Below are 20,690 nucleotides of genomic sequence, written 5' to 3' on the forward strand. Positions count from 1 at the left end.
CGCTGTTTTAAATTTCTTTTACTAATCAAATTTAAAAACCCCGGGCTTATTTCATTTTAAACATACAGGCTTAATAAGTATGAAGGCTTTGGACACACAGGAGGACTGGATGGCTTCCAAAGCTCGCTTGCCTATTACCCTTCCGATAGTCTTGCTGTGGTGGTTGTCAGCAATGGGGTTGACTATCCGATCAGTGATATAGCTAAGGCAATGTTGAGCAGCTACTACAAAATTGGATTTACAAATCCTGATTTTCAGGCCCTGTCTCTGAAACCGGAAATACTTGACAGATACACAGGGATGTATACAAGCAAACAGTTGGACATAAAATTTACTGTATCACGGAGAAACAATACTCTTTTGGGGCAGGCTGATGCAGATCCGCCTTTCATTCTGACTCCGTACGACACTCATAAATTCAAGTTTGATGGGGTAGGCTTGCTGATAGAGTTCAAACCTGAGGAAAATAAACTGATAGCTACCCAAACTGAGGATGCTATTGAGTTTGAGAAAGTGAAGAAATAATTAATAGAAATTCCTTTTTCACTTGCCTTGCATGACCTGTGCGCATCTGGTTATGAATTGCTGGCACATATTTGGTATGATGGATATGTTGACGAGAGCGTTTACTAAGCATTGCTTACTAACACTATGATTCGTCAGAAAACACAATCTGAACAAACCAATCATATATGGTCCGGACTATACTAGTGCTGCTTGTCTTCGTGTCATTTTTTTCTTGCAGGGCTCTGAAGGACAGTCCCAAATATAAACTCACAGACGGAATATACATAACCCGAAACGCTGGTAAGAAGGTTACGGTCTATGTGGAAAATACCGAAGACTCGGTGCTGGTCTACAGCCTCCCTTCTGGAAAACAGACCAAACCCGGAAGTGCCAAACTTATGAAGCCCAAAATGATTTTCCCTCGGGCAGGCGTAGATGAAGAAATTGCCAGCAGTAAGTATAGGAAGAATACCTTTGATTTGGACGTATTGACAATACCATTCAAGTTCCGTCCGTCCACCAGCACGCTGAATACCCAGCTAAGTAATCATTTGAACGGCGCTCTCTATTTGGGTTACCGAAGCGATACCTATGAGCTTTCGTATAAGAGTAACCCGATCGGAAAGGTGAATCAGCGCATTACACATTTTGGGTTTTCGGCGGGTTTGGCAACTGGTATCGGTTCAACACCGCTTAATCCCTGGGTTACAGATGATAATATCACAGATGAGTATGACGGGTTTGTTTGGTCCAAAGCAGTCTGTATCCTTATGGGCGTGGAAAAACTTAACTTTGGCCTCGCACTTGGCATTGACCATTTGATGGATAGTAACAGACAGTTCTGGATTTATCAGGGAAAGCCGTATTTGGGGTTGACGGTGGGTTTGAATATCAATTAGGACTGGTATAGCTTTTGAATAAAGCTTTTTGAGTGATGATTATCCATACATCTGTCTGAACTGCAGGGGTGTCTGGTCTGTTTTGTTTTTAAAAAGCTTATTGAAAGACTGAGGGTGCTCGAATCCAAGTTGATAGGCAATTTCGCTTATTGATAGAGTCGTTGTTGTCAGTTGTTCTTTGGCATATTCGATCAGTTTGCTCTGAATGTGCTGCTGTGTGCTTTGGGTGGTATATATTCTGAGCAGTGTACTCAAATAGTTGGCAGATATATTCATTTCTGCTGCCAGATATCCCACCTGCGGAATACCATTTTCGGATAGCTTTCCACTGCGAAAATAATCGGATATCAACTGCTCGAAACGTGTCAATAATTCATGGTTTGATTTTTTTCTGGTGATAAACTGTCTGGCGTAGAACCGATCGGAATAAATCAGCAGTCTCTCGATTTGAGCGATGATCAGATCCTGACTAAAGCGATCAATATTGGACTGATATTCCTGCTGCACATTTTGAAGAATGTCGACTATCGTATTCTCTTCTTTCTCAGAAAGAAACAATGCTTCATTGGCTGCATACTGAAAGAATTCGTAAGACTTCATCTTTTTAGCCAAATCCGTATTCCATAGAAAATCAGGATGAATTAGCAGCAGCCAACCTGTAGGCTCTATTTGGGCGTCCGGATAAATTTCAATTTTAAGGAACTGAAGCGGAGAGACGAAAGTCAGCACGCCGGAGTCAAAATCGTATTGCTGTTGTCCATAATTAAATTTGGCATTCACATTCCGCTTCAACCCGATCGAGTAAAAGTGCTGTACCCATGCCATTTCATTGTCAATTACAGGATATACAACCTTGCTGTAATCAATCAGACTAATCAACGGATGTTCTGGTTTTGGAAGACCACAAAAAGCATGAAACTCTGACAGGGAGTTGAAACGAAATGTGTTAGCCATTGGTTTTAGGTTTTGCTTAATTCTCTTTGTACAATATCATTCCTGCGTGATGCAGCACACCTTCGATGAACTCTCCGTCAGCGGTAAATCCGGTGTCGTCTTTGTAATCAATATGGTTGCCAGTAATTTTGTAACTGCCTTGGTATGCGCTCTTACGGTTTCCCCGCGCTTCATCGTATCGGTTCCCGGCCAGTAACTCGTGGCGAATATAACCATCTTTGGTCACCCACATGCCGATGTATTCTCTTGTCTGCTCTATTGTGTCCACTGCCATAAGTTTGCTCGGAGATTTACAGCTATATGCCGCGACTAACATTGAAATAATCAGTAGCCGGTTGAAATTGTGTAGCTTTTCCATTTTTCTGCATCCTGTGTGATAATGTAGGTTTTTTGTTGGAGAAGATCATAGGCATCAACTCCCAGCAACAGGTGCACCGGCGGATTAGGCTGGCCGGCAACAGCGATCAGCACATCTGCAGCTTTCTCAGGATCATTGGGCTGGCTACCATCGATCTGATTTAAGTGAGCTTTTTCAGATTCCCGGGCAGCGGTGTATTCATCAATACTCTGCTGTGGTGTTTTTAGTGAGCCGGATGTGAGAAAATCTGTGCGGAAGTATCCAGGATAGACAATCGTGACGTGTACGCCAAATTCCTTCACTTCTTCAGCCAGACCTTCACTGAATCCTGCCATGGCGAATTTGGAAGCGCAGTAGATGCCCCAACCCGGAAAGTTTCCCAAAAAACCACCTACAGAGGCGATGTTAAAAATATGACCTGATTTCTGCTTTCTCAAATAAGGCATCACATGCCTGATCACGTTCAAAGGACCGAATACATTCACATCGAAATTTTCTCTTGCTTCTGTGTCCGACAACTCTTCCAGTGTACCCAGTTGTCCGTAGCCAGCGTTATTGACCACCACATCTATTTTTTCAAAATGTGCTGCAGTTCGTTCAATAACAGCTTTCACAGCTTCATTTTCTGTTATGTTAAGCTGCATTGGAAGAAATTGATCAGATTTTTCTCCGATAGCGCTTACCAGAGATTGCAAATTTCGGGATGTGGCTGCTACACGCATGTTTTGCTGTAAAAGACTTTTTACTAAGGCTAATCCCAATCCTTTGGAGGCTCCTGTTACAAGCCAAACTTTTGTTGTTTCCATCTTTGTGTTTGTTTAAATTTTTGATGCAACAAAGTTGGCAAGAGCAAATTAAGCAAAGTTAGCCCAATCATTGATTGTTGTATCCGAATCGTGAAATGGTAAGGGTACGGTAAATTTTATGCATCAAGTTGACTGCCTGGACGATTAAACTAGATCCTGATTTATCAATGATAGAAGGGTATGTGAACCCTATGTATCTCTTATACAACTAATGGGACTGGTTAACTGGAAATCATGACTTCAGAAATGAGCTTCAAACACAATAAATGAAGATGAGTTTAAGCATTTTATTTTCTTTATCTCTGTTATTTACTCAGCCGGATCTAAAACCTGCCAGCGATAAACCAGGTACCATACTCTGGAAAATTACTGCACCTGAGTTGAAAAAGCCTTCGTATCTGTTAGGGGTAAATCACGTCGTTTCTTCCGATTTCCTTTACAGCTTTCCCGAAATCAAATCTGCTATTGAATCGAGTGAAATCCTGATGACGGAACTTTTTGGTGATAACCAAACGGCTGTTTATGGAAACAACTCAGATAAAAACATTGGTCCGGACTCCGCTTTGAAGGCAGTGAAATTGCTTACCCCTGAAGAGCACAATACGGTTGATTCATTTTTCGTAGCCAGGGTGGGTGAGGGAATAACTGGAAATCCGGATGCTCTTGAAATGAATGTTTGGGAATTTGGAAGTGCTGTATTGACAACGCTGATGAGTGACAAGACCCGGCAGGGCGTTACCTTACCTAACATGGACCGGGAGCTGTATTATGCTTTTAAAAGAAAGCACAAACGGTGTATTGGCTTAGACAGTATGGGAAATTTTGCGTTGAGTAGCTCGGATAGCACCAAAGCAAGGCGTCTTTTGTCTTCTTTGGTCGAACGGATCAGAACAGATGCTTATGCCGGATCGGATCAGCCTGGTCTTGCCAAACAGGCTGATAGGGAAATCGCAGTGTATAAATCGATGAGTTACGATTATCAGTTTAGTAAAGCAGATCCCGAAACCAGTGCGCTCTTAGCCAGTAATACGAGTGCACAAAGAAATGAAAAATGGATGGCAGATATCCGGTCAGGCATAGCTGAAAACAGTTGCCTGATCGCTGTGGGAGCCGGCCATCTTCTCTACAAAACCGGCCTTATATCCCTATTACGGAAAAATGGCTATAAGGTAGAGCCGGTAGCCATAAAAAGATAATCTTCTGAAAACTCATCTGACATGAAAATAATAAAGGAAACAAAATTCACATACGTCTTCGCTGCAATTGCGGTTTTGCTATTCTGTAAAACATGCCTGGTTACTGCTCAGACACCCCGGAGATTAGGGCCGGCATCTGATGAGGTTATTCAGAAAGCTCTGACTGCCCTGAAGGCAGATATGACTAATCTCAAAGCGCACGCTGCATATATTCATGCTATGGGAATGAGTAGTCCTGCAGTTGCAGCGCAGTATCAAAAGTGGATGGCAGAGTTTCCCGGCGATCTGCATATCCCACTGGCCATCGGAACGGCTTACTACAAAGCAACTATGCCGCAGCCTGGCGACTTTCTTTTAAAGGCTGCAGAAATGGATCCTTAAAATGATAAAATATGGAACATGCTGGCTCAGGATGCATTTTTAAAGTCTGACGATGCTTTATTCGCTGTCTATATGGGCAAGGCAGCGCAGCTTGATCCTTCGAATATCGGTTATGCTTATTCCATGGTAACTCATTCTGAGAAAGCAGAGCCAGAGCGCTACGAACAAAATATCAGAGAATTTGTTAAACGGTTTCCGGAAGATAACCGCGGGGCGAACCTGCTGGCCAGTCTTGCTAGTAGTAGTGCGGATCCGGAAAAGAAAATATACTATCTGGAACAGGTTCGAAAGCAATATCCTCCACAACATTTTTCCTGGTCGGCATCTTCGGTGATCAAATTGGCGGATATGTATATGCAGACAAATCCCGAAAAGGTATTGAGTCTTATCCATGAAGTAGGTGAACAAAGCATTGCATGGGATTACAGAAAGCAACTAGCTGAATCTCTGATAAAAAGTGCTGCGCTCGAAAAAGAGCAGAATTACAAGGCGGCGCTGGCTACACTCAATCGGGCTAAGATCCCGTCCTTTCATTTTTTGAGGGATTTTCCTTCACTAAAGAAAGCATTTTTAACTGCGAAATCAGGTGATATGAATGGCGCTTACGATAGCCTTGCTATCAGGTTCGCAAAATCGCCCGGTCATGCTCTTAACGATTCGTTATCGGCATACGGTCTGCAAATAGGGAAGGACAAAAAGGAAATATACGACGACATTGATTCAATTAGAATAAGTAAAGCCTCCGCTGCAGCCGACTTTGACCTTGGGCTTTACACAAGCAATGAGAAGGTAAGTTTGAGGTCGCTCCGAGGCAAAGTTATCCTTCTGACATTTTGGTTTCCCGGCTGTGGGCCATGTAAGGAAGAGTTCCCACACTTTCAAACGGTAGTGGACAAATTTAAAGGCGATGAATTAGTGTATCTTGCAGTCAACACACAACCTTCTCAGGACGGATTTGTATTGCCCTTTTTGGAAAAAAATAATGTGTCATTCACTCCTTTGCGGGGAAGCTGGGATTTTGCTACGGACAGCTACGGTGTCAGTGGTGCTCCTTCCAACTTTCTGATAGACAAGGATGGGAAGGTTATTTTTAAGGATTTTACAATCAACGATTCTAACCGTGATATGCTGGAATTGATGATCGCATCTCAGTTGGAGAAATAGAATGCATTCTTATGCACGCAGAAATCTGAAGCATAGTTGCTGCCCGCATAGGAATGGCTGATAAAGTTTACTTAGCAGGTCTCGTAGACCACCTCGATTACACCTGATTTAAAAACTCTTGTGTCAATCAATGTCAACCCGATGCGACTATTTATATCTTCGAAGAGTGGCTTTCCGCTTCCCAGTACCACTGGATGAACTGAAATTCTGTATTCATCTACCAAACCGAGCTGTATAAAAGTTTTGGTAAGTCCGGCGCCCCCATAAAGCCATATATCCTTGCCATTCCGACTTTTTATCTGCCTTACTTTGTCAGTAAGATCTTCACTGATAACGGTTGCGTTTTGGTATGGTGACTCACTGCGCGAGAAAACGAATTTGTCTTTGGAACGGATTCCGTTCCAAAGCGATTTTTCAGCTTCGCTGATATCTGAACCGGGCTGGTAGTTTCCCCAGAGCTCATAACTGACTCTTCCGTAAAATATCGTATCGATACTGTCGATAAATGCGTCAAAGCCCATCTCATCATCCATGATGCACCAATCCACTTCACCATTCGGACCTTCAATAAAGCCATCCAGACTTACCGCCAGATTTAAGATTACCTTTTTCATTATGACCTATTTTATCATTCAAGACTATGTTTGCAATCCTGCCAGGATTGCATGCAATATTGTAAATAAACGATTTAGTCTTTTTGTTTGAATCTATACCTGATTCCCCAGCTCCCCCTGACAATGGGCGAATCATCTGAAAAGATAGGCGCCAGCTCTATATGAAATCCGAAGTTTTTGGTTGGAAAGGGAAAAAAATGAGCGCCTATGGGTGCTACTAATCCCGCAGTATTATTTGCTCTTCCTCCCAAACCAGCATACACTTCCACCTTTTCTTTGTCGATAAACTGATAGGTAGCGACTGCTTCAACAGACATATTATCCAGATAGGTGTCTACACCCAGTCGAAGTTCCGGCAAAAACCGGTCTGCAATTTCATAGTTAAAGCCTACGAAAGGTAAATTGGATTGATGTACACTGACTCCAAATTGAGCGAAAGAGAGATTTGCGATTAAAAGGAAAAAAAGCAGAACGGATAATTTGCGCATGCGGCGTGTTGTGTTGAGATAAATATTAAAAAATTGAAGCTATGTTATTTTTAATATTTAACCAAATAGAGTAATTATCAAAAATCAAAATCATTGATATAATAGAAAGGTTTTCAACACTTATGTTATGCAAAAAAAATTTGTATGTAATAGTTGAATAACACTCATCAGAGGGGCTGAATTGAACATCTGTTTATTTTACTTTTGGCTTTCTGACGTCACAGCGCATTCATTTTGTATTTTTGATAAAAGCCTGATTTGTTCAGGGTGTGTGAACGAGAAGATTTTTTCTATGCAAAAAAGTAGTTCTTTGTTAATATTAGTCGGTTGTATATTCCTTTGTTCAGCTCTGGGCATTGGACTGGGCCTGGTAATCACTCATTTTTCTGAACTTACACCACTTACAGAGCTATCTGATCGGGCTTTTCCGGATCAGTGGTTTCTGAGAATGTTCCTGAACGGGGTCTCGCACGTTTCCACATTTTTGTTACCGGTTATTTTGTATTGGCGCTATTTTGAAAGAAGAAGTCTTGCTGATTTTTCCTGGAAAAAACTAAACTCACCTTCGGTGTTATGGATAGCGGTAATCATCGTTGTCTTTTTGATTCCTGTAAATCAGCAAATTATTGAGTGGAACCAGAGTTTGAAACTTCCTTCTGCTTTTGCACAGATTGAAAACTGGATGCGGAAGACAGAACAGGAGAAAAGCCTGATTACCCAAAAGCTTTTACAAATTGAATCCTTCTCAGAGCTGCTGGTTGCGTTAATGGTATTTGGTGTAATAGGTCCTATTGGTGAGGAGGTTCTTTTTCGGGGAGTATTACAACGTAAATTGACTGAATGGCATGTAAACCCTGTAACGAGCATTTGGGCTACCGCATTGCTTTTCAGTATTATTCATTTTCAATTTTATGGCTTTTTCCCACGTTTGTTTTTGGGAGCGTTATTTGGTTATTTCTTTTACTGGTCTGGCAACCTTTGGGTAGCAATAGGAGCTCATGTTGCCAATAATTCGATTTTTGTAATTACTGCTTATGCTCACTACAACTGGCCCTCTATACATAAATCTATAAGCACTATTTCGGAGAGTACAATTTCAATATTGCTATCCATCAGCGTTTCGATATACCTGTTACGCTTATTTCGAAGAAGAAATTTCCTGATGTACCAAAGCATCAGGAATTAGTTTTGCCCACTTCAGAATATTTGCTTTCGTCAACCTCTAAAGCGGAAAACTAAGATCCGATACTTGTCTGCAATAGTCGATTAGCTCTTGCTGTAGCAAGTTGTCCGTAGCGTGCGGGTTGGGTTTGTTTTGCTTTTGATGGTAGAAGTATTTTCCACTTACTTCGGCATCAACTTCATTACTTTCAGCAAGCCACACCTGGGTTTCAAATCCTTTTTGCAGATCATCCGGCGCTGACTTTCCTCCCATATTGGTAGGCACCCAACCCGGATCAACTGCGTTGGAATATACATCGGGCCAATGTTTTGCAACAAAGTTTGAAAGCATCAGAACATACGGTTTAGAATCGGAATAGCTGATGCTGTTTGCCGTCAGGCGCTTCAGCTCAGCATGTCCCTGCATATGCATTGAGGAGCTCAAATAAATCAATCGTTTTGGTTTATTGATCAATGCAGTGAGTAGGTAAGGAGCTATCAGGTTGACAGATAAAATTGTATCCGCTGATGCTTTCCACACGCCTGTATTGTGAATCACGACATCAAAAGTACCCAGGTCATTGACTTGCTCTGCCAGCTTTTTTGTTTGCTTAATGTCTGATAAATCCGCAGTCAATACGATTGTTTCTCCTGGAACTTTTGTAAGTGTCTCCGCTTTTCTCTCCTCATTCCTTGCATGTAACACAACATCGTGACCTTTCCCGATCAGTGATTTTGCTGCCAGCAAGCCTAGCCCGTCCGATGAGCCTGTGATGAATATTTTTGCCATTTTAAAGTCTGTTTTGTAGTCTACTTCCGGTTCGATACTGAGCCAGAAATAGCTGGTCTGCATACACAACTGCCAAAGTGCTTCTAAAAATTCAATCCTGCATGCGCTGAGGGCCAATGCATCGCCTGAAACAGGCTATACATTTGAAATTCTTAATAGATAGATTGAAAAACTTAGCTTTGAAATCAGAAAAGGTATTCTATTTGTGTTGTATATTTTGGACTGATCTGTTTTGACAAAATGCGATCAGAAGTGGTCAAACTCAATAGATATAACCCCGAGAAAAATGGAAATAACAAAAATAGGAAGCAGAGCTTCAGCAAAAGGTCCCGAAGGCTGGTTTACAGGTGCAGTGCGCATTGATCCGCTTTTTGAAGCCAATGAAGCCAGGCGTGGAGCGTCTGCATTAGTCACTTTTGAGCCAGGGGCAAGAACAGCCTGGCATACGCATCCGTTGGGGCAAACGCTGATCGTGACTGCCGGTAGTGGTTGGGTACAGCGGGAAGGTGGGGCACTTGAGAACATCTTTCCGGGAGATGTGGTGTGGTTTGAGCCGAATGAAAAGCATTGGCACGGAGCAACTGCGACAACGGGCATGTCACATATTGCTATTCAGGAAAATCTGGATGGAAAAGTGGTGGATTGGATGGAGCAGGTTGCAGATGATGCTTATTCGCAAGGGAAGTAGGAATATTTCAAAGCCTAAAAGAATGTTGCACAATTGGAGAAGCTGCTATTTATAAAAGGCAGCTTCCCCAATTTACCTAACCGTTATTTAATCGGCTGTTAGTTATCGAGAAATCTCGATTCTATAATAACAAAATGACCTGTACGCTCTTTAATCAACCATTTTCCGTTCAGACGAACATACTGGTCGACGTATCTTACGCTGTAATCCGTCAGCACTTTTTTCCCTTCCGGCTCTCTGATCATTTTGATTTGAGAAAAAGAAACTCCGGTAGCCACATCGCCGATAATTTTTACAGTATGTTGCCCATTGAGTGTAAAATATGTTTTTACATCTGCAGCGTGCCCCATAAAATCTCTTTCCAGGTTTTGAATTCCATTTGTAGTTGCCAGCAAAGTGCCTCCCATATAGACTTTGTAGACCGCATCAGGTGTAAATAAATCCATCACTTCAGCGATTCGTTTTTCGTCGCCCAGGTAAGCATAAGCATCTACTAAATCCCTTAGTTCTTCTTTTGATTTCAAAATTTCAAGTGTCATAATTTCAGTTTATTTAAAGTTTAAATTTGTTTTTTGCGATCATTTTTGATTCTATTTTTCCATATCTATCGGTAACCTGGTGACAATTTTATCCGAAGTTTAGGGCATAGGAATACTGCCGGCCGGATGGAGCCAATTAGAGTGATAAGTATACGGTTAGATTTGTTTTTACTGAAAATACTTTGCTACTCTGACTGCCGGGCGGCTGAGCGAACATCAAATAGCTGGTAGGTTGCCAGATTTTTGGCATGAAGGTTCAGTAGTGCATCCACCTTTGCCGTATCGGTTTCCACTGGGGTTAACTGCAGCTGTTGTTGTTTAGCAAGCTGCGTGACTATGCCAATGGCAAGGCTGGTGATGTGTTCCCGCCATTTTTTTTCTGCTGCAGCATGCTCGTATTTGTGAAGGTAGCTTTGCAAAAATGCTGGCTGATCCTCGGAACGTATGAGTGTATACTCTTTAGATTTTGTGATATAGTCTGCCAGATCATCCTTTGTGAAGTCGGTCCGGGTGAGCACTAGTAGGTGAACATCAGAAGCCAGAGCAGGGTTCGTTTTTAAATTACTTAATTGAGAATCAACCAGCCTAATCATTGTAAACGGGTAGGTGCCACGCGAGGGCATGAATCCATAACTTTCCAATAGCAGATCATCTATCCTGCTACCCATATTCAATTGGTCATTGTTACTACTTTCTAAAAATATCTTTTTCATTGTTTTGTCTTTTTTGGAACGGGACAAAATTATGGTATATTCGCTAACCTTTTATTACTAGTTACTAAATGGTTAGTAAGTTACTTTGTCGTAGTGGTATATGAAGGAAATTAAAGAAGGTGAGCCGGGCAACAAGGCATTTACCGAAGAATGTAACGTGATCCTGAATGCAGTAGGAGACGCTATGTATGCTATAGGAGGGAAGTGGAAGCTTAGGATCATCATATCCATAGCAAGGGGAAATAAGAGGTTTGGAGAACTGCAAAAGCAGATAGCAGGGATTTCAGCCAGAGTGCTTTCGAGTGAATTAAAGGACCTGGAAGAGAATGGTTTCGTAATTAAAAAGGTATCTGTTGGCTATCCCGTACTTATTGAATATGAGCTAACCCCGTATAGTCAGACATTGGAAAAGGTGGTGGAATCACTGGTTGACTGGGGGATTCAGCACAGAGCAAAGATTAAGAAGGAGTTTTCACAGGATACTCTATGATTGGAATAATGAATTCGATCTGACCAAGAGATCAGAATTTATATCACTGTGTTCGCGGTTCTTCTAAACGTACTGCTTTCAGAAAAGAATGCTAATTGGAGATTGCTTCGGCTTTCATCAGACGGTTACGATGGCCTGTTCCCCATTCATTTAAGGCAACTATTACGTTTTCCAGACTTTCTGCATATTCATCCAGGGTGTACTCGACTAAAACGGGAGTGCCCGTGTAAACCGTCCTGCGTACAAGCTGATGCTCTTCGAGATCCTTTAGCTCTTTGGTCAGGACTTTTGACGTTATACCGGTAACAGCCCTTTCAATTTCCCGGAAACGGTTATTGCCGGCTGAAATGGCAATGATAATTTGCAATTTCCATTTCCCGCTTAAAACATCAAGGGCATCCCGTATCGGCAAAAGTGCCCCAGTACACTGTGTATGATTCTTTTGTTTCATTTTTTGAAAAGCTGGCTACCTTAAGGTAACTGGCTACTTTGAGGTAACTGCTATCCTTTGGAATGCTAATGTAGTTAATTTTGCCTTCGAAACTAAACAAACAGTAACTTACATGAGCAAGATATTAGTAACCGGAGCATCCGGGTTTTTAGGGAAAGCAGTCGTAAATGAATTGCTGCAAAAGGTAGATGTAACCACCATTTCGGTCCTGGTCAGGGATCCTGTAAAAGTGGAAGATCTGAAAGGCAAAGGAGTAAATGTAATCCAGGCAGACTACAACAACTATACTTCTTTGGAAAGCGCTTTTGCATCGGTTGACAAGTTGTATTTTGTCTCGTCAAGCGATGTGGCTAACCGCATGCCTCAGCACGAGCATGTTGTGAAAGCGGCAGTGCAGGCCGGGGTGGGGCACATCATCTATACAAGTGCGCAACGTAAATCTGAAGATGGCACTTCACCCATCGCATTTGTGGGCGATGCGCATTGGAAAACTGACGAGCTCATCAAGGCATCCGGATTGAAATACACGATTTTGAAACACGGTTTGTATTCCGATATTCTCCCAATGTTCATGGGCGATCAGGTTGTTGCTGCAGGTACTATCTTCTTACCGGCAGCAGACGGAAAAACCTCTTTTGTGAGTCGTCAGGATCTGGCTGTGGCTGGTGCAAATATACTTGCTACTGACGGGCATGATCATAAAATTTACGAATTTGGAGGGCCCGTGAGTTATTCATTTGCAGAAATTGCCGGTATACTCAGTCAGCTTTCCGGGAAGACTATCCAATATGTATCGCCATCGGTGGATGAATTTACTACGCAGTTGAAAAGCTATGGGTTGCCAGACGAAGCCATACAGGGGGCTGCAACTTTCTGTTCGGCAATAGCGCAGGGAGAGTTTAATTTTCCATCAACTAACCTTCAAACCATATTAGGGAGAGATCCTGAATCTGTCGAGGGCTTTTTGAAAGTGGCGTATCAGCTTTGATTTCTCATTATATCTTTTACTGCTTATAGTCTGGTCTTTTGAAGCAAATACCCTTTATGCAGGGCTTGGATGAAGAGTGTTTGCATTACAACCAACATATACTACCTCATTTCAAATTCGTCTTAAAGAAAGTTTCCAATTTATCGAACGGGATAACATTCACCTGATCGTACAGATCAACGTGCGTGGCATTGGGGATAATGACCAATTCTTTTGGTTCAGCGGCACTTTTGTAGGCGTCTTCAGAAAAATAGCGGGAATGAGCCCTTTCACCAGCGATCAAAAGCACCGGGCGCGGTGAAATATCTTTGATGTAGGTTAGCAGCGGCATATTCATAAATGATAGTGGATTCGTGATCAGCCAGGCACCGTTGGAGTTTACCGAGCGCTCGTGAAAACCTCGTGCTGTTCGGTAATAGTTGAAATAATTCACTACAAATTCCGGTTCATTGCCTTGCAGCTTCTCTGGAAGATTACGAGGGCCTGCAGCAGGTTTTCCGTTTTTGGCATCCACCCAACGCTGGTTGCTCATCTGAGTCAGCGCTTTTGAGCGCTCTTCGGGAGTCGTTTTGTCGTAATAACCTTGCGCCATTACTCTGGACATATCGTACATACTCGTTGTCGCTACTGCCTTAATTCTTTGGTCTACAGCCGCCGCGTTAAGCCCCATTCCTGCAAAACCGCATATACCTATAATTCCTATACGCTCACGGTTCACAGCTTTGTTTAAACCCATGTAATCGACTGCTGCGCTGAAATCTTCGGTATTGATTTCCGGAGAGGAAAGATTTCTAGGTTCGCCACCACTTTCGCCGGTATAGGAAGGATCGAATGCTAACGTTGCGAATCCGCGTTCTGCCATGGTTTGCGCATACAAACCTGATGATTGTTCTTTCACTGCCCCAAATGGCCCGCTGATCGCGATGGCTGCCAATGGCTCGTTTCCACTGTTTTTTGGTAGATATAGATCTCCGGACAACGTAATTCCGTAACGGTTTTTGAAGCTCACTTTCTGGCGTGTGACTTTATCGCTCAGTTCAAAAGTATAATGTTGATTTTTCTCTGTTTTGCTCATCTTTTCTGATGTTATTTGTGCCGCAGCACTTCCTGCTGCGACAAGTAAGGCAATTGCTGCCAGGCCCATTTTTTTCATTTTGCCTATGTTCTTATTTTGCTTCATACTTTTAGCTTTAATTACAAAGACAAAGGTATCGGGAGCGGCAGGCATGCTTGTGAAGATTATCAAACCAATCATTAAGAATATCAACACAATGAAAAAAAGAAACTTTGAGGTAGTCTGGAATAGGGGACATAGCCTCATTGGTTGTCATCAGGTTACATCACTCACAATCGCACTCATGACCTTTATCAAATTCAAGTTTTACAACCTTTTAACTCTCGTTTTGCTTCTCGTTATTACTTCATGCGGAAGTAGCAAACCACCGCTTCGGGCAAAACTGGTAAACGAGACACCTACATCAACCGTGTTTTCACCTGATGGCAAGTGGGTTGCCGCAGGTGTTTGGGGAGGAGTAAGGGTATGGAATGTAGATTCAGAGGAAGCAAAAGATTACAAGACCAAACTGCGAAATGAAACACCAAAGTATGTAACCTTCTCACCTGATGGAAAACGGATTGCCGCTGGAAGCTGGGGGGCAGTACGTGTCTGGGATCTGAAATCTGCAGAGTTGAAAGATTATCCTGTAGGTATGATCAATGAAACGCCGACACATGTTTTCTTTTCACCAGATGGCACATGGATGGCCACAGGAATTTTCGGTGCCGTTCGCACCTGGGATCTGGCAACAGGCGCACACCGCGACTACCCGATGAAAATGATCAACGAAACTCCCCAGATGATTGCTATTTCGGCCGACGGTAAAACGATTGCCACAGGTGTTTTTGGAGGAGTGATGAAATGGGAATTTAAAGGTTTTGATAATTAAACTGATATGCTAGTTACGGGATTTTTTTAATTGAGGTTAATTCAAAATATTGTGTCGGAGGCTTAGATAAGAAATCAGAGGAACAACCGTTCCTCTCACTGCCACTGACAACATAGTCAGGATATAGTATCTCTGGGGTTACGGTTAAGGTGTCGGTAGATGCACATAATGTGTACAATTCCTCCATGAGCATATCTCCTCCCACAACATGTCTCACCAGAAGTCTGTTCTCTCCCAGATAACTCGCGCTTACATTTTCATGGACTTTAACCACGGGACTCTCACAGCCGCATTCTGCCTGCGGGTTTTTGTCTTTACACGAATAAATAGTGAGTAACAGAATGAAGAGGATGAAGTATATTGATTTCATGATACCGTGATCTTATGTTATAAAATGATTCAGTTAGATTTAATAGACAGCATTGGTAATCAAATAGTTGTATTCTTGTAAAAAATATTGTTAAAAATGTAACGTCTGACTTGCTGTTATAAGATGCTCTCCGGAACTGATGTAGAAAATTCGTGTGCTTAAAGGTGTAAGCATGAAAGCGCTACCTTTGCAGGTAATGGATGAATTTTGGAATTTTATAGAAAGCTACGCACTCCTTTCAGCACGTTCGAAGGAGGCATGGTCTGAAATATTAAAAGAGTCGCAGGTCGGGAAGGGCAGTTTTCTTCTTGAAGCAGGTGTTGTTCCCAAAGAGATTGTTTTCGTCAGAAAGGGCTTGTTTGCCTATGAATATCTGAATGAGAAGGGCGACAAGGTTATCAAAAAATTCTTTCCTGAAAATTCTCTGGTCGCTTCCAACAGCGCTATTCTGAAACAGGAACCGGGCAGGTTTACCATACAAGCTTTGGAAGATTGCCAGGTGATCAGCTATTCGTTTCAGGGCTTCAAAGCGTTGACAGAACAATACAGTGATGTGGCTGCATTCTATATTAAATACATGGAGCGGCACTGGGTAATAGAGAAGGAATTTGAAGAAATTACGCTTAAGTCTCAAACCGCCAAACAGCGCTACGAGCAATTTGAAAGAGAGCATCCAGATCTGATTCCACGGTTAAAACTCCATCATATTGCATCTTACCTGGCGATCACACCTACACAGCTCAGCCGTATCAGAGCGGAATTATAATCATCTTCTCTCAACATATGTAAAGAACTATCCTGGTCTTTTCATCTACATTTGATCCGGAATTCGGGTTGGAATTAAAGCTTTACAGACTGAAATTCGGTCAGGAAGCTTTTGTAAATTAAGTACTTATAAAATGAAAAATAATATTATCAAAGGGAGCATGCTGGTCGCACTGGGTGCTTCGAGTTACGGAATGCTGGCAACCTTTGTGAAAATGGCATATAAGCAGGGATTCACTACTGCAGAGGTGACATTATCACAATTCTTACTAGGATTTGCGGGGCTCTTCGTTCTGAGTTTGTTTAGTGCAAAACGGGAGTCTTCTCAGCGTACAACCACTGATTTTCGCAGTATTTTGAAACTGATTTTTGCCGGAACTTCTATGGGCTTAACCAGTATTTTCTATTACATGTCTGTGCAGTACATTCCGGTTAGCGTTGGGATTGTGCTGCTGATGCAGACAGTGTGGATGGGTGTGATTGTTGAAATGATTTTGCACAAAAAACTACCGGGTTTAAGAAAAACAGCGGCAGTTTTTATCATACTTGCGGGAACTGTAATGGCAACCAACTTGCTGGGTCAATCAGTAAATGTCAGCTGGATCGGCTTTGGATGGGGGTTGATGGCGGCAGTATCCTATACGGCTTCCATGTACGCTTCCAATAATGTCGCACTTCATTTTCCATCACAAAAAAGAAGCTTGTTTTTGATTCTGGGAGGTTTGATTATCATTGCCGTTATCTTTCACGGATCTATCAACCGGTCTTTTTCCTACCCGATTTTCTGGAGATGGGGGCTGCTGCTTTCGCTTTTCGGCACCATTCTTCCACCATTACTTTTTACAAGAGGGGTTCCTTTGATAGGAATGGGACTGGGTGCGATCATAGCTTCAGTAGAAATCCCTGTATCGATACTGATGGCACATTTTCTTCTTGGTGAAGCCGTGAGTCTAATTCAGTGGAGTGGAGTTGTACTAATTCTGCTCGCAGTCATACTAATGAATCTGAAAAGCCGGAGTAAAAGAAATTCAAGTCCTGATTTGGTTTTGACTGACCAGAATTTGTAGTAAGCTTTAGCGTTTTACGTAAGCTATGAGGTAGCCTATTTCGTGCTCTCTCATAGCTTACATGCTTATTCTCATTCACTGCGCAAGGTCTTCACCGGATTTAACATCGCTGCTCTGATTGACTGATAGCTTACAGTAAAGAGAGTGATCACAACAGCTCCAAGTATAGCTGATGCAAAGATCCACCATGAGAGCGTTGTTTTATATGTGTATTGCTGCAGCCAATGTTGCATGAGCGTGAAGGCAATCGGTATTGCGATTACACAGGCGATCGTAACCAGAATCAGGTAATCTTTTGAAAGCATTTGCCATAAGCTGGTAACAGAAGCTCCCAGAACTTTACGGATTCCAATTTCTTTCTGTCGTTGCTCTGCGGCAAACGAAGACAATCCGAACAGTCCCAGGCAACTGATGAATATGGCTAAGGAAGCAAAGATGGTTGAAAGTTGCCCTATTCTGTTTTCAGAGCGAAACTTCATGTCATATTCTGCACTGGCGAACTTGTAATCGAAAGGACTACCGGGATTGAATTTCTTGAAGACCGGCTCAATTACTGAAAGTGCCTGGCTGGCATTCATCTCCGGATTCAAACGGATTTGTAAAAATGATGTCCAATTCTCTTTGAGCATAAATACTGCGGGCTGAACAGGCATGAAAGGAGATCCTGTGACAACGTCCTGAATTATTCCTATGATAGTGTATTTATTATCGTTCCATTGAACCTTGGTTCCTATAGTTTGCTTTAGTCCCATGAATCTGGCAGCACTTTCATTCAGGATCATTGCCGAGGAATCAGTAGAGAAGCTGCGATTGAAATCCCTGCCTTGTTTGATTTGCCAACCTACTGTTTTGCCGTAGTCATGTGTTATGCCCAAGGTTCCCAGATCGCCCAATTGATCAGGATCTTTGCCGGGCCAGCTAAAACTCGCATCGGTGCTCCAAACTTCGCTGGCAGGGCTTGATGATTTTGCAATGTTAATCACCGCTCCTGATTGTAAAAGCTCTTTCCCAAGAGCATCGGCATTTTTCTTCAAGTCGGGAGTATTCATCAATACCGAAATAAGGCCAGCAGTTTGAAAGCCGACAGGTCTGTTTTTGGCATGTTGAATCTGGCGCAGTACCACGAGTGTTCCGATTACAAGGGTAATAGAAACTGTAAATTGCAGAATCACCAGAGTCTGACGGGGGATAGCAGCGAATCTGCCTGACGCAAGGACAAGAGCCGAACCAGCACCTTTCAGTACTTTTACTGGCTTAAAGCCTGATAAATACAGCGCGGGATAGCTGCCGGCAATTAAACCTGTTAACAGTGTGAAGCCGAAACCAATTAACCAGCTTTGAGTATCCGCCCACGGTAAGGTTATTTTTTTACCTGCAATCTGATTGAACAGGGGTAGTGATAGCTGCGCCAACAGAATGGCAAGCAAAAAAGCGAACACAGCCGTCATGATCGACTCTGTGAAAAACTGAGCAATTAGCTGGCTGCGTACGGAGCCTACTGTCTTGCGAATACCGACCTCCTTAGCGCGTTTTTGTGAGCGTGCCGTAGAAAGGTTCATAAAATTGATGCACGCCAACAGAAGCACAAATCCCCCGATGATACCAAACAACCATACAAATTGAATCCTTCCCCGAACCTGAACACCGTTGTCCCATTCCGAATACAGGTGCCATTTGCTCATCGGGTGTAGGAAAGCTTTGGGATCAAATCTTGCCTCATCTTTGGCATGCCTCATTTTTATCTTTTCAATTTTTGAGTTCACACCTTCGAAGCTGACATGAGGAGCAATTTGAACAAACAATAGAAAAGAGTTATTTCCCCAATTCAATTCCGATCTCTTGACCCATGGCTCTTCCTGCAAATAATACGCCCATGGAAGAAGAAAGGATATATCAGCAAATTCAGTCGAATGAGGTAGGTCCTGATATATTCCCGCTACTTTGAAATGACTCTTATTGTCGACTGTAATGAGTTGATTAATCGGATTCTGATCACCAAAAAGGGCATCGGCTGTAGATTTCGAAAGTAGCGCAGTGTTGGGATTTTTGAGTTCGGAAGCGGTGCCTTTCAATATGTTGAGCGACATCATATCAGGAAATGCAGGTTCTACGCAGTTTCCTTTTCTGGAAATTTTTTTGTCCCCGAACGCCAGTGTGCGATCTTCTGTCCATGAGGAATTTGCAATAGCGCTGAATTCACCTCCATGCTCATTTTGCAGAGCTTGGTTCATGGGGAGGGGAGTGGCCGGGGTTGTACTGGTAGTGCCATTGTAGGTTTGATGCTGCATAACCCTTGCAATGCGCTCATAGTTACGATGATATTTATTGAAGCTGAGCTCATCGTTTATCCATAAACTGATCAGCAAAGTGGTAGCGATACCTACAGATAAACCAACAATATTGATTGTGGAATAAACCGGGCTTTTGGTAAGGTTACGAAGCGCAATTTTAAGATAGTTGTATAGCATAACTGTATGGCTTTGTTTTGGGTATGGGCTTGGTTTGGATGTGATTATCAGAGGTTTTAGCAAACTGAATACGTCTTTTATATAACGCCATTTTGCCTCACGTAACCCTGTGGTAGTAACACGCCGGCTGAAAAGTTCTTCGAGGTCGCCTTCCAGCTCATTGCTCAGATCCGCAGGGCACAGCCATTGCAGCAGTAATACTGCCCAACGGGGCGGGGTTGGCCGGAATTTATTCTGTTGATTCATGACCAGCTCATTTTTGGAATAGTGTTCCACATCCTGTTACGAACCTGCCTGATTTCCTCCAGTGCGTGGCCGCCAGCCACAGTGACTGTGTATAGTCTCTTACTGCGCCCGCCCCGTTCAGAGGTTGCTCCCCCCATTTCTGATTTTACCAAACCCTTTTCTTCGAGTCGGTGCAACGCAGTATGTACAGCACCCAGGTTCACATTCCGCTCAGATTGCTGTTCGATTTCCTGGACGACAGCTGCTCCGTAGGCATCACCTGTACGGATGGCAACGGCCAATAAAACTACTTCTTCGAACTCCCCCAGATAAGTGCCTTTCATGACGACTATGTATTAGTTATATAAATGTCTGACAAATACCTTGCCGGCTGAACAAAAGTGAACTAATACGCCTGGAAGCGGCTTTCGTTCGAAAAAAATGTTCACTTGTGAACACCTGTCGTTCACCTTTGGACGACCTGAAAGATCTGATGGATTAAAAATTATGGACACGGAAGATTCTAGGGTAAGTCAGCGAGTGCTGTTCTAATCAGTTGGTTACACAAAGCGTCTTCTGATTCAAAAGGTATTTGTAGCATTAATCAAAAAACATCACTTAATTGAAGTAAATAGCAATTTTAACTTTGCACAGGGTGTAAC

25 protein-coding genes are annotated in these 20,690 nt (G+C 42.7%); 12 read left to right on the forward strand and 13 right to left on the reverse strand.

The features are described 5' to 3' along the window. Positions 1-156 precede the first annotated feature (156 nt). Positions 157-525 carry a hypothetical protein gene (locus DSL64_RS21760; protein WP_147300399.1) on the forward strand — a complete coding sequence of 123 codons (369 nt, stop codon included), beginning with the start codon at positions 157-159 and terminating at the stop codon, positions 523-525. Positions 526-692: 167 nt separating this feature from the next. Then, positions 693-1,406 carry a hypothetical protein gene (locus tag DSL64_RS21765; protein WP_115833055.1) on the forward strand — a complete coding sequence of 238 codons (714 nt, stop codon included), beginning with the start codon at positions 693-695 and terminating at the stop codon, positions 1,404-1,406. Positions 1,407-1,445: 39 nt separating this feature from the next. Here the strand turns inward: DSL64_RS21765 and DSL64_RS21770 are convergent, their stop codons facing one another. From DSL64_RS21770 to DSL64_RS21780, 3 genes are read right to left on the reverse strand one after another with little or no spacing between them, the layout of a single operon-like run. Further along, on the reverse strand, positions 1,446-2,360 hold the full coding sequence (locus DSL64_RS21770) for a helix-turn-helix domain-containing protein (protein WP_115833056.1): 915 nt from the start codon (positions 2,358-2,360) through the stop codon (positions 1,446-1,448). Positions 2,361-2,376: 16 nt separating this feature from the next. Beyond that, the gene (locus DSL64_RS21775) at positions 2,377-2,634 is read right to left on the reverse strand and encodes an Atu4866 domain-containing protein (RefSeq protein WP_115833057.1); all 258 of its coding nucleotides are present in this window, start codon (positions 2,632-2,634) and stop codon (positions 2,377-2,379) included. Between the two features lie 50 nt (positions 2,635-2,684). Continuing rightward, on the reverse strand, positions 2,685-3,524 hold the full coding sequence (locus DSL64_RS21780) for an SDR family NAD(P)-dependent oxidoreductase (protein WP_115833058.1): 840 nt from the start codon (positions 3,522-3,524) through the stop codon (positions 2,685-2,687). A gap of 272 nt (positions 3,525-3,796) precedes the next feature. Here DSL64_RS21780 and DSL64_RS21785 point away from each other — a divergent pair, with 272 nt between their 5' ends. Genes DSL64_RS21785 through DSL64_RS21795 form a run of 3 tightly spaced genes read left to right on the forward strand, consistent with a single transcriptional unit; the run spans position 3,797 to position 6,265 of the window. Beyond that, positions 3,797-4,720, forward strand: a complete 924-nt coding sequence (locus DSL64_RS21785; protein WP_158547965.1) for a TraB/GumN family protein — start codon at positions 3,797-3,799, stop codon at positions 4,718-4,720. Between the two features lie 21 nt (positions 4,721-4,741). Further along, complete coding sequence (locus tag DSL64_RS21790; RefSeq protein WP_115833060.1) at positions 4,742-5,101, forward strand: hypothetical protein; 360 nt, start codon at positions 4,742-4,744, stop codon at positions 5,099-5,101. Between the two features lie 18 nt (positions 5,102-5,119). Then, a complete protein-coding gene (locus tag DSL64_RS21795) occupies positions 5,120-6,265 on the forward strand; it encodes a TlpA family protein disulfide reductase (protein ID WP_115833061.1) in 1,146 nt (381 codons plus the stop codon). Between the two features lie 71 nt (positions 6,266-6,336). Here the strand turns inward: DSL64_RS21795 and DSL64_RS21800 are convergent, their stop codons facing one another. Both DSL64_RS21800 and DSL64_RS21805 read right to left on the reverse strand, forming a co-directional pair. Beyond that, a complete protein-coding gene (locus DSL64_RS21800) occupies positions 6,337-6,879 on the reverse strand; it encodes a dihydrofolate reductase family protein (protein WP_115833062.1) in 543 nt (180 codons plus the stop codon). A 74-nt stretch (positions 6,880-6,953) separates the two neighbouring features. Further along, on the reverse strand, positions 6,954-7,367 hold the full coding sequence (locus DSL64_RS21805; RefSeq protein WP_115833063.1) for a hypothetical protein: 414 nt from the start codon (positions 7,365-7,367) through the stop codon (positions 6,954-6,956). 310 nt (positions 7,368-7,677) lie between these two features. On the opposite strand from DSL64_RS21805, the gene DSL64_RS21810 reads away from it, so the two are divergent. Then, complete coding sequence (locus DSL64_RS21810) at positions 7,678-8,553, forward strand: CPBP family intramembrane glutamic endopeptidase (RefSeq protein ID WP_158547966.1); 876 nt, start codon at positions 7,678-7,680, stop codon at positions 8,551-8,553. Between the two features lie 36 nt (positions 8,554-8,589). Here DSL64_RS21810 and DSL64_RS21815 read toward each other — a convergent pair whose 3' ends face one another. After that, a complete protein-coding gene (locus tag DSL64_RS21815) occupies positions 8,590-9,381 on the reverse strand; it encodes an SDR family NAD(P)-dependent oxidoreductase (protein ID WP_229217180.1) in 792 nt (263 codons plus the stop codon). A gap of 223 nt (positions 9,382-9,604) precedes the next feature. Between DSL64_RS21815 and DSL64_RS21820 the strand changes: the two genes are divergently transcribed. Then, positions 9,605-10,006: a (R)-mandelonitrile lyase gene (locus DSL64_RS21820; protein WP_115833065.1), complete on the forward strand. Its 402-nt coding sequence runs from the start codon at positions 9,605-9,607 to the stop codon at positions 10,004-10,006. A gap of 98 nt (positions 10,007-10,104) precedes the next feature. Here the strand turns inward: DSL64_RS21820 and DSL64_RS21825 are convergent, their stop codons facing one another. Together DSL64_RS21825 and DSL64_RS21830 are read right to left on the reverse strand one after the other, a co-directional pair. Continuing rightward, positions 10,105-10,545, reverse strand: coding sequence for a nuclear transport factor 2 family protein (locus DSL64_RS21825; RefSeq protein WP_115833066.1), 441 nt, complete (start codon positions 10,543-10,545; stop codon positions 10,105-10,107). Between the two features lie 185 nt (positions 10,546-10,730). After that, positions 10,731-11,258, reverse strand: coding sequence for a hypothetical protein (locus DSL64_RS21830; RefSeq protein WP_115833067.1), 528 nt, complete (start codon positions 11,256-11,258; stop codon positions 10,731-10,733). A gap of 100 nt (positions 11,259-11,358) precedes the next feature. Here DSL64_RS21830 and DSL64_RS21835 point away from each other — a divergent pair, with 100 nt between their 5' ends. Further along, positions 11,359-11,748, forward strand: coding sequence for a winged helix-turn-helix transcriptional regulator (locus DSL64_RS21835; protein ID WP_115833068.1), 390 nt, complete (start codon positions 11,359-11,361; stop codon positions 11,746-11,748). 91 nt (positions 11,749-11,839) lie between these two features. Here DSL64_RS21835 and DSL64_RS21840 read toward each other — a convergent pair whose 3' ends face one another. After that, a complete protein-coding gene (locus DSL64_RS21840; protein ID WP_115833069.1) occupies positions 11,840-12,199 on the reverse strand; it encodes a winged helix-turn-helix transcriptional regulator in 360 nt (119 codons plus the stop codon). Positions 12,200-12,311: 112 nt separating this feature from the next. On the opposite strand from DSL64_RS21840, the gene DSL64_RS21845 reads away from it, so the two are divergent. After that, the gene (locus DSL64_RS21845) at positions 12,312-13,187 is read left to right on the forward strand and encodes an SDR family oxidoreductase (RefSeq protein ID WP_115833070.1); all 876 of its coding nucleotides are present in this window, start codon (positions 12,312-12,314) and stop codon (positions 13,185-13,187) included. 106 nt (positions 13,188-13,293) lie between these two features. Here DSL64_RS21845 and DSL64_RS21850 read toward each other — a convergent pair whose 3' ends face one another. Continuing rightward, positions 13,294-14,367, reverse strand: coding sequence for an alpha/beta hydrolase (locus DSL64_RS21850; RefSeq protein ID WP_229217181.1), 1,074 nt, complete (start codon positions 14,365-14,367; stop codon positions 13,294-13,296). 91 nt (positions 14,368-14,458) lie between these two features. Here DSL64_RS21850 and DSL64_RS21855 point away from each other — a divergent pair, with 91 nt between their 5' ends. After that, the gene (locus DSL64_RS21855; RefSeq protein WP_158547967.1) at positions 14,459-15,133 is read left to right on the forward strand and encodes a WD40 repeat domain-containing protein; all 675 of its coding nucleotides are present in this window, start codon (positions 14,459-14,461) and stop codon (positions 15,131-15,133) included. A gap of 13 nt (positions 15,134-15,146) precedes the next feature. On the opposite strand, the gene DSL64_RS21860 is transcribed toward DSL64_RS21855, so the two are convergent. Further along, positions 15,147-15,503 (reverse strand): hypothetical protein, encoded by a 357-nt coding sequence (locus DSL64_RS21860; protein WP_115833073.1) that lies wholly within the window; start codon positions 15,501-15,503, stop codon positions 15,147-15,149. 172 nt (positions 15,504-15,675) lie between these two features. Between DSL64_RS21860 and DSL64_RS21865 the strand changes: the two genes are divergently transcribed. Both DSL64_RS21865 and DSL64_RS21870 read left to right on the forward strand, forming a co-directional pair. After that, positions 15,676-16,269 (forward strand): Crp/Fnr family transcriptional regulator, encoded by a 594-nt coding sequence (locus DSL64_RS21865; protein ID WP_115833074.1) that lies wholly within the window; start codon positions 15,676-15,678, stop codon positions 16,267-16,269. Between the two features lie 133 nt (positions 16,270-16,402). Continuing rightward, positions 16,403-17,335: an EamA family transporter gene (locus tag DSL64_RS21870; RefSeq protein ID WP_115833075.1), complete on the forward strand. Its 933-nt coding sequence runs from the start codon at positions 16,403-16,405 to the stop codon at positions 17,333-17,335. Between the two features lie 71 nt (positions 17,336-17,406). Here DSL64_RS21870 and DSL64_RS21875 read toward each other — a convergent pair whose 3' ends face one another. Next, positions 17,407-20,049: an ABC transporter permease gene (locus tag DSL64_RS21875; RefSeq protein ID WP_199539465.1), complete on the reverse strand. Its 2,643-nt coding sequence runs from the start codon at positions 20,047-20,049 to the stop codon at positions 17,407-17,409. Continuing rightward, positions 20,046-20,372 carry a PadR family transcriptional regulator gene (locus tag DSL64_RS21880; RefSeq protein WP_115833076.1) on the reverse strand — a complete coding sequence of 109 codons (327 nt, stop codon included), beginning with the start codon at positions 20,370-20,372 and terminating at the stop codon, positions 20,046-20,048. Before DSL64_RS21880 ends, DSL64_RS21875 begins: the two co-directional genes overlap by 4 nt. Positions 20,373-20,690: the final 318 nt, after the last annotated feature.

The organism is Dyadobacter luteus (assembly GCF_003383615.1).
In the GTDB taxonomy this organism is placed as follows: domain Bacteria; phylum Bacteroidota; class Bacteroidia; order Cytophagales; family Spirosomataceae; genus Dyadobacter; species Dyadobacter luteus.

Excerpts from the sequence above, each read along its gene's own strand:
- DSL64_RS21765 (WP_115833055.1), top strand. The coding sequence starts at position 693 with ATGGTCCGGACTATACTAGTGCTGCTTGTCTTCGTGTCATTTTTTTCT.
- DSL64_RS21770 (WP_115833056.1), bottom strand. The coding sequence starts at position 2,360 with ATGGCTAACACATTTCGTTTCAACTCCCTGTCAGAGTTTCATGCTTTT.
- DSL64_RS21775 (WP_115833057.1), bottom strand. The coding sequence starts at position 2,634 with ATGGCAGTGGACACAATAGAGCAGACAAGAGAATACATCGGCATGTGG.
- DSL64_RS21780 (WP_115833058.1), bottom strand. The coding sequence starts at position 3,524 with ATGGAAACAACAAAAGTTTGGCTTGTAACAGGAGCCTCCAAAGGATTG.
- DSL64_RS21785 (WP_158547965.1), top strand. The coding sequence starts at position 3,797 with ATGAGTTTAAGCATTTTATTTTCTTTATCTCTGTTATTTACTCAGCCG.
- DSL64_RS21790 (WP_115833060.1), top strand. The coding sequence starts at position 4,742 with ATGAAAATAATAAAGGAAACAAAATTCACATACGTCTTCGCTGCAATT.
- DSL64_RS21795 (WP_115833061.1), top strand. The coding sequence starts at position 5,120 with ATGCTGGCTCAGGATGCATTTTTAAAGTCTGACGATGCTTTATTCGCT.
- DSL64_RS21800 (WP_115833062.1), bottom strand. The coding sequence starts at position 6,879 with ATGAAAAAGGTAATCTTAAATCTGGCGGTAAGTCTGGATGGCTTTATT.
- DSL64_RS21805 (WP_115833063.1), bottom strand. The coding sequence starts at position 7,367 with ATGCGCAAATTATCCGTTCTGCTTTTTTTCCTTTTAATCGCAAATCTC.
- DSL64_RS21815 (WP_229217180.1), bottom strand. The coding sequence starts at position 9,381 with ATGCAGACCAGCTATTTCTGGCTCAGTATCGAACCGGAAGTAGACTAC.
- DSL64_RS21820 (WP_115833065.1), top strand. The coding sequence starts at position 9,605 with ATGGAAATAACAAAAATAGGAAGCAGAGCTTCAGCAAAAGGTCCCGAA.
- DSL64_RS21825 (WP_115833066.1), bottom strand. The coding sequence starts at position 10,545 with ATGACACTTGAAATTTTGAAATCAAAAGAAGAACTAAGGGATTTAGTA.
- DSL64_RS21830 (WP_115833067.1), bottom strand. The coding sequence starts at position 11,258 with ATGAAAAAGATATTTTTAGAAAGTAGTAACAATGACCAATTGAATATG.
- DSL64_RS21835 (WP_115833068.1), top strand. The coding sequence starts at position 11,359 with ATGAAGGAAATTAAAGAAGGTGAGCCGGGCAACAAGGCATTTACCGAA.
- DSL64_RS21840 (WP_115833069.1), bottom strand. The coding sequence starts at position 12,199 with ATGAAACAAAAGAATCATACACAGTGTACTGGGGCACTTTTGCCGATA.
- DSL64_RS21845 (WP_115833070.1), top strand. The coding sequence starts at position 12,312 with ATGAGCAAGATATTAGTAACCGGAGCATCCGGGTTTTTAGGGAAAGCA.
- DSL64_RS21850 (WP_229217181.1), bottom strand. The coding sequence starts at position 14,367 with ATGAAGCAAAATAAGAACATAGGCAAAATGAAAAAAATGGGCCTGGCA.
- DSL64_RS21855 (WP_158547967.1), top strand. The coding sequence starts at position 14,459 with ATGAAAAAAAGAAACTTTGAGGTAGTCTGGAATAGGGGACATAGCCTC.
- DSL64_RS21860 (WP_115833073.1), bottom strand. The coding sequence starts at position 15,503 with ATGAAATCAATATACTTCATCCTCTTCATTCTGTTACTCACTATTTAT.
- DSL64_RS21865 (WP_115833074.1), top strand. The coding sequence starts at position 15,676 with ATGAAAGCGCTACCTTTGCAGGTAATGGATGAATTTTGGAATTTTATA.
- DSL64_RS21870 (WP_115833075.1), top strand. The coding sequence starts at position 16,403 with ATGAAAAATAATATTATCAAAGGGAGCATGCTGGTCGCACTGGGTGCT.
- DSL64_RS21875 (WP_199539465.1), bottom strand. The coding sequence starts at position 20,049 with ATGAATCAACAGAATAAATTCCGGCCAACCCCGCCCCGTTGGGCAGTA.
- DSL64_RS21880 (WP_115833076.1), bottom strand. The coding sequence starts at position 20,372 with ATGAAAGGCACTTATCTGGGGGAGTTCGAAGAAGTAGTTTTATTGGCC.